The organism is Phaeobacter sp. JH20_37, assembly GCF_048056015.1.
Classification (GTDB): domain Bacteria; phylum Pseudomonadota; class Alphaproteobacteria; order Rhodobacterales; family Rhodobacteraceae; genus Phaeobacter; species Phaeobacter bryozoorum.
In genome coordinates, this window is record NZ_JAYMWW010000006.1 from 269,625 (window position 1) to 276,544 (window position 6,920).

The 6,920-nt window shown below is 64.9% G+C and carries 6 protein-coding genes; 2 read left to right on the forward strand and 4 right to left on the reverse strand.

Features of this window, described 5'->3' with window-relative positions; all coding sequences use genetic code 11:
* Nucleotides 1–95: 95 nt before the first annotated feature.
* Together VWZ87_RS03505 and VWZ87_RS03510 are read right to left on the reverse strand one after the other, a co-directional pair.
* The gene (locus VWZ87_RS03505; protein WP_416535695.1) at nt 96–1,493 is read right to left on the reverse strand and encodes an MATE family efflux transporter; all 1,398 of its coding nucleotides are present in this window, start codon (nt 1,491–1,493) and stop codon (nt 96–98) included.
* A gap of 9 nt (nt 1,494–1,502) precedes the next feature.
* Entirely contained in the window at nt 1,503–1,664 is a 162-nt protein-coding gene (locus tag VWZ87_RS03510; RefSeq protein WP_416535696.1) for a hypothetical protein, read from the reverse strand.
* Here VWZ87_RS03510 and VWZ87_RS03515 point away from each other — a divergent pair.
* Nucleotides 1,663–2,397 carry a DUF2461 domain-containing protein gene (locus tag VWZ87_RS03515; protein ID WP_340546012.1) on the forward strand — a complete coding sequence of 245 codons (735 nt, stop codon included), beginning with the start codon at nt 1,663–1,665 and terminating at the stop codon, nt 2,395–2,397. The genes VWZ87_RS03510 and VWZ87_RS03515 overlap by 2 nt on opposite strands.
* 9 nt (nt 2,398–2,406) lie before the next feature.
* On the opposite strand, the gene VWZ87_RS03520 is transcribed toward VWZ87_RS03515, so the two are convergent.
* Both VWZ87_RS03520 and VWZ87_RS03525 read right to left on the reverse strand, forming a co-directional pair.
* Complete coding sequence (locus VWZ87_RS03520; protein WP_416535697.1) at nt 2,407–3,015, reverse strand: carboxymuconolactone decarboxylase family protein; 609 nt, start codon at nt 3,013–3,015, stop codon at nt 2,407–2,409.
* Nucleotides 3,016–3,168: 153 nt separating this feature from the next.
* Nucleotides 3,169–4,584: a pyridoxal phosphate-dependent decarboxylase family protein gene (locus VWZ87_RS03525; protein WP_416535698.1), complete on the reverse strand. Its 1,416-nt coding sequence runs from the start codon at nt 4,582–4,584 to the stop codon at nt 3,169–3,171.
* 225 nt (nt 4,585–4,809) lie between these two features.
* Between VWZ87_RS03525 and parE the strand changes: the two genes are divergently transcribed.
* Nucleotides 4,810–6,768: a DNA topoisomerase IV subunit B gene (gene parE / locus VWZ87_RS03530; RefSeq protein ID WP_340546015.1), complete on the forward strand. Its 1,959-nt coding sequence runs from the start codon at nt 4,810–4,812 to the stop codon at nt 6,766–6,768.
* Nucleotides 6,769–6,920 lie beyond the last annotated feature (152 nt).

Sequence of the window (6,920 nt, forward strand, 5' to 3'; positions counted from 1 at the left end):
GGCTAGCGGTGGTCGCGGTGATGACCCGGCAAGAGAACCAAAGGGGGCGATACCGCCCCCTTTCCGGTGCGTGGCTGACAGGTGCCTCCGTGCCGTTATCCGGTGGTCAGCGTTGCGGAGGGGGCGCCCACCTGCTTGATCGAGCGGCGCCAGAACCGGATCATCAGGAACAGCCCCGCCGCCGACAGGCCGATCACCAGCCCCAGCCAGACGCCAAGCCCGCCCATGCCGAAGGTAAAGCCCAGCAGATAAGAGGCCGGTATCCCCACCGCCCAATAGCTGAGCCCCGCAATCACCATCGGCACGCCGGTGTCCTGGACACCGCGCAACAGGCCCAGCGCGATGACCTGCATACCATCCATCAGCTGAAACAGCGCCGCCGCCGCAAGCAGCACGCCGCCGATCAGCAGGATCTCGGCCTTCTGCGGGTCGGCGCTGTCCAGAAACAGCGACATCAGCGGGCCGGGCACGGTCAGGAACAGGACAATCGCCACCGACGATACCAGCAGCGACATCAGCGTCACCACCTTGCCGCCGCGTGCCAGATGCGCGCGGTCGCCGCGGCCATAGGCATTGCCCGCCCGGATGGTCGCCGCATTCGACAGCCCCAGATGCACCATGAACGTCAGCCCGCCCAGCGAAATCGCGATACCATGGGCCGCCAGCGGCACCGTGCCCAGCCAGCCCATCATCATCGCCGAGGCCGCAAACAGGCTGGCCTCGGCCAGCGTGGTCAGCCCGATCGGCAGCCCCATGCGCAGCACCCGGCCCAGCATCTCCCAGTCCGGGCGCTGGAAATTCTTCAGCAGCTCATGCTCCGGCAAGGCCTTCAGCGCGTAGACCAGCACCAGCACAAAGGACAGGCCATTGGTCACCAGCGAGGCCAGCGCCGCCCCGGCAATCCCCAGTTCAGGTGCGCCCCAGTTGCCAAAGATCAGCGCATAGTTCACCAGCCCGTTCACCACCGCCCCAAAAACCGACAGCCACAGCACGATCTGGGTCCGTTCCAGCGCCGCCAGATAGGATTTCGCAACCATATAGAGCAGCGCCGGAAACAGCGCCCAGCCTGCAATCCGCAGGTATTCCGCTGCGTCATGGGCCACCTTCTCCTCCTGGCCCAGCAACAGCAGGATCGCCTCTGACCACCACAACAGCGGCATCGCCAGCACCCCGTAGACCAGCGACAGCCAAAGCCCCATGCGGGTAGAACGCCGGATCTGACGCTCTTCGCCGGCACCGGCTGCGGCGGCCACCATCGGCATCACAGCAAAGGCAAAGCCGGATCCGAACAGGAAGATCGAGAAGAAATAGGACGAGCCCAGCGTCACCGCCGCCAGCTCATCGACCCCATACCAGCCCAGCATCACCGTATCGGTCAGCCCGATGGCAAACTGCGCCACATGCCCGCCAATCAACGGCAGGCCAAGCACGGCAATGGCGCGACTATGGGCGAGGAGTGTGTTCGGGGCGGGCGCGGGCAATCTCTGTGTCATATGCAAGCCTTAGGCACGGGTCGACAGGACGGCAAGCCTCATTTCCGCTCCGGTTGCAATCTGCCCGTCGGCTTCTGCCGTGCCGGTCATGCGCGCCGTCTTATGCGTACGATCTGCGGCAAATGTGATATGCTGGCGGTGCCGATCATCGCCAGCAAGGAGCGCCTGCATGTCCGATCTCACACGCCAGCTGATCCCTGATGCGCAGGCCTTCCTGACGGAGCTGTCGCAGAACAACAGCCGCGACTGGTTCCAGACGCATAAGGCCCGCTATGACGACCAGCTGCGCCGCCCGGCAGAGGCGCTGCTGGCCGAGGTTGCCGATTACCTGCGCCCGCATCACCCCGGCATTCAGGGCAAGCTGTTCCGGCCCCAGCGCGATCTGCGGTTTTCCAGGGACAAGACCCCCTATCACACCCATCTGCATATGCTGTGGAAGCTGCCGCTGCTGCCGGGGGCCGGGCTGTTCTTTGGCATCGACCCGGCCCGGCTGCGCGTCGGCGGCGGTGTCATGAGCCTTGACGGTGCTGCGCTCAGCCGCTGGCGCATTGCGGTTGCGGGCCGGCCGCTGGTCCGGGTCTATCCGACGGCAGGCCTCGACCAGATCGACGGGCGCAGACAGCCCCCCGACAGCGGCTTTGCGGATGAGCTGGCGGCGCTGCTGGATATCCTCACCCTCAAGGGGTTTCGACCCAATGCGGCTGAGCTGAAACGGGTGCCGGGGCCACAGGATCAGACCCATCCCCACGCCGATCTCCTGCGCCGCAAGTCGCTGACCCTGTGGTCTGATCTCGACCTCACGTCGCCGGTGGATCCAAAGGCCGCGATCTGTAGCGCGGCCCTCGTGCTGGCACCCGTCTTCACCCTGTTGCGCCCGATCCTGACCAAGCCGGTCGCTGCCTGATCGCCGGGATCAGCTGTGGCCCCAGTCCTCCGGATTGTCGCTGTTGTTGGGGCTCAGCCCCAGCACATCCCCCCGGATCGAACAGCCCAGCCCCAGCACGGTGCGGTTGGCATAGGAGAAATAGGCGCAGACCTGATTGATCTCCAGAATCTGCCCGTCATCCAGACCGGCGGCCCGCAGCGCATGGATATCCGCCTCGATCAGCGCGGCCGGGGCTTCGGTCAGCTTGCGCGCATAGACCAGCCCGGCCCGCTGCGCCGGATCCAACGGCGCCAGCTGCGGGTTGCGCGCCTCGATCGCGGCGCGGATCTCCAGCCCCCGCGCCTCATCCGCCAGCAGCCGCTGGAGGCCGGCAAAATGGTGCTCCACGCAATAGGCGCAGTCATTCAGGGACGAGACCCAGACTCCCAGCACCTCCAGATACCATTTCGGCAGGCTGTTGCCGCTGTGGTGCAGCACATTCTTGTAAAGCGCCATATGCCCTTCCATCGAATGCGGCCGCAGACTGTGCACCATCATGATGTTGTCGACATTGTTGCCCGGCCCGGTCACCCGCTCGTAGAGCTTTTTCAGCTTGCCGGTTGCCTCTTCAAACGGAACGGTCCTGATCCAGGCCATGTCACTCTCCCTGATTGTCTGACCCGAGAGTAGCGGCTGCCAACGGCAATGGAAGGCAAAACGGAGCGTCAGGTCCCGCCCAGTCCCGGGACGTGAGGCGCCAGCCGCACGGCCTGCGCCTGACCTTGTACCTCGGAGGACCGGCAAAAGACCCTACGCCGACGCCTCCCGCGCCACCGCGGCAATCGCCGCCCGCACATCCGCCGCGCGGCTGCGGTGATTGGTGATCGCCGCGCGCAGCATCACGCGGCCCTCCGCACGGGTGGTCGAGAACACCGCCTCGCCGCTTTCCTGCAGGGTCTGGGCAATATGCGCGTTGATCACAGACTGCGCCTCCGGCGTCAGATCGCTGCGCGCGGTGAAGACGCAGATATTCGATACCACCGGCGCGCCCAGTGCCATCAGCGGCTGCGCCTCAACCTCAGCCGCCATCAGCGCCGCCAGCTCGCAATTGCCGGTGATCGCCTCGCAGAACGCCGCCTCGCCATAGGTCTCAAGCGCCGTCCAGACCTTCAGCGCCCGGTTGCCACGGCTGAGGTCGATGCCATAGTCGCAGAACCACGGCTCACCGCCCGCCAGCCCGCGCTCGGCCCCTTCCAGATAGGCAGGCCGCGCCGCAAAGGCCGCGCGGTGCTCGTCCTCGTTCCTGAGCAGCGCCATGCCGCAGTCATAGCCCACATACATCCATTTGTGGAAATCCAGCGCGATGCTGTCGGCCCGGCCGATCCCGTCACTCAGCGACCGGTAAGGCTCCGCCGCGATCCGCGTCCAGGCGCCAAAGGCCCCGTCCACATGCAGCCACAGCCCCAGATCCGCTGCCGCATCGGCCAAGGCATTCAGATCGTCGAACTGCCCCAGATCCACGGTGCCCGCATTGCCCACCAGCAGAAAGGGCAGCGCGCCCTTGGCCCGATCCTCGGCCACCATCCGGGCCAAGGCCGCGCAGTCCAGCCGGCCATCGACCAGCGGCACCTTGCGCAGATTGTCCGAACCGATACCCAACAGCTCCACCGCCTTCAGCGAGGCATTATGCACGCCCTCGCCCGCATAGGCGGTCAGCCGCACCGCGCCCTGGCCGGTCTTGCGGACATCCTTCAGCACCCGCAGCCGCGCCGCCTGAAAGGCAATCACCGTCGCCTGCGAGGTGCCGGTCACCAGAATGCCGCTGGCCCCCTCCGGCATCCCCATTTTGCGGCGCGTCCAGTCGACAACCGCGCGCTCCATGTAGTTCGCGCCATGGTCGCGCCCGCCCATATTGGCATTGACCGCCGCCGCCGCAACCGAGGCGATTAGATCCGTCGCCAGACCCGATCCCTGCACCCAGCCCCAGAACCGCGGATGGGTGTTGCCACCGTGATAGGGCAGCACATCGCGGATGATCCGGTCGACCGTCTCTTGCGGCCCCAGCGCCTCCGCCGTCACCGCATAGCGCGCGTCAATATCCTCCGGCACCGGCTGCCAGGGGCGCTCCGCTGCCTCTTGCATCTGGTCCAGCGCCGCCTCCAGCATCCGCTGCGCCTCAGCGCGGAACACCGCCCAATCCTGCGTCTTGATCCCTGTCTCAGCCACCCGCGCGCCCTCCTCCTGCCTGCCGCTGCCCACAGGTGTAGCCCGCAAGCCCAGGCACCGCACGAAGAATATCGCCGCACCCAGTTGCCCGGCCTTACCACCGATAAACTGATCGCCGCGCGCCCTGCCCTGCCTTATCCACAGCCCCTTGCGTGCCTCTTCCACCCGGCCCCAACACCTGCCATAATGGCGGCCAATCAAAACCAACCAAGAGCAGCCCCGCATATGGCCGACGACCTCCTCAGCACGCCCGCTTCTGAGACCTATGACGCTTCCTCGATCGAGGTTCTGGAAGGCCTCGAACCGGTCCGCCAGCGCCCCGGCATGTATATTGGCGGCACCGATGAGCGCGCGCTGCACCATATGGTCGCCGAGATCCTAGACAACTCCATGGACGAGGCCGTCGCCGGCCACGCCAACCGGATCGAGGTGACGCTGCACGCCGATTTTTCCGTCACCATCTCCGACAATGGCCGTGGCATCCCGATCGACCCGCACCCGAAGTTCCCGGACAAATCGGCACTTGAGGTGATCCTCTGCACCCTGCACGCAGGCGGCAAATTCTCCGGCAAGGCCTATCAGACCTCGGGCGGTCTGCACGGCGTCGGCTCCTCCGTGGTGAACGCGCTGTCGGATTCCATGGTCGTGCAAGTGGCCAAGAACAAGGAACTCTTCGAACAGCGTTTCTCGCGCGGCCTCCCCCAGGGTCCGGTGGAAAAAATCGGCGCCGCCCCCAACAAGCGCGGCACCTTCGTCACATTCCACGCCGATGAGCAGATCTTCGGCTCCCACCGGTTCAAGCCCAAGCGCCTGTTTACCCTCGTGCGCTCCAAGGCCTATCTGTTCTCCGGCGTCGAAATCCGCTGGAAATCGGAAATCGACGACAATGAGACCCCGACCGAGGCCACCTTCCACTTCCCCGGCGGCCTCAAGGACTACCTGACAGAGGTGCTCGGCAAATCCTCCGTCTACGCCGACCAGCCCTTTGCCGGTAAGGTTGAGTTCCGCGAGAAATTCAACGCGCCGGGATACGTGGAATGGGCGATCAACTGGACCCCGTCCCGCGACGGCTTCACCCAGTCCTACTGTAACACCGTCCCCACACCCGAGGGCGGCACCCATGTGGCCGGCTTCTGGGCCGCAATCCTAAAAGGGATCAAGGCCTACGGCGAGCTGGTCAGCAACAAGAAGGCCGGCAACATCACCCGCGACGACCTGATGGCGGGCGGCTGCGCGCTGGTCTCCTGCTTCATCGCCGATCCCGCCTTTGTCGGCCAGACCAAGGACCGCCTGTCGACCGAGGCCGCCGCCAAGATGGTGGAAAACTCGGTCCGCGATCATTTCGACAACTGGCTGGCGGCTGACACCAAATCGGCCGGCGCCATCCTCGACTTTCTCGTGCTGCGCGCCGAGGAACGCCTGCGCCGCAAGCAGGAGAAAGAGACCCAGCGCAAATCCGCCACCAAGAAACTGCGCCTGCCCGGCAAGCTGACCGACTGCACCTCCAAGGACCGCGCCGGCACCGAATTGTTCATTGTCGAGGGCGACTCCGCGGGCGGTTCCGGCAAGGGCGCGCGCAACCGGGTCAATCAGGCGCTGCTGCCGCTCAAGGGTAAGATCCTGAACGTGCTGGGCGCGGCCTCCAACAAACTCGGCTCCAATCAGGAGATCAACGACCTCTGCGAGGCGCTTGGCGTCGGCCTTGGCACCAAATTCAACCTCGACGATCTGCGCTATGACAAGATCATCATCATGACCGACGCGGACGTCGACGGCGCCCATATCGCCTCGCTCCTGATGACCTTCTTCTTCACCCAGATGCGCCCGCTGATTGACGGCGGCCACCTCTACCTCGCCTGCCCGCCGCTGTTCCGCCTGACCCAGGGTGCGCGCCGCGTCTACTGCCTCGATGAGGCCGAGCGCGACAAATGGCTGGAAAAGGGCCTCGGCGGCAAGGGCAAGATCGACGTCTCCCGCTTCAAGGGTCTTGGCGAAATGGACGCCAAGGATTTGAAAGAGACCACGATGGACCCCAAGACCCGCAAGCTGATCCGCGTCACCATCGACGAGGACGAGCCGGGCGAAACCGGCGATTTGGTCGAGCGCCTGATGGGCAAGAAACCCGAGCTCCGCTTCCAGTACATCCAGGAAAACGCGAAGTTCGTGGAGGAGCTGGATGTTTAATGGCCAGAAAGAAAATTGGCGTTTGTCGGCTAACAGAAAATGAAGGCAAACTTGTAAAATCGCATATTATCCCCCAGGCCTTTACACGGCCAACTATATCTGGCGCACCGTTGCTGCAATCGACAAAGGGGCGCGGACACTTAAGGCGTTGG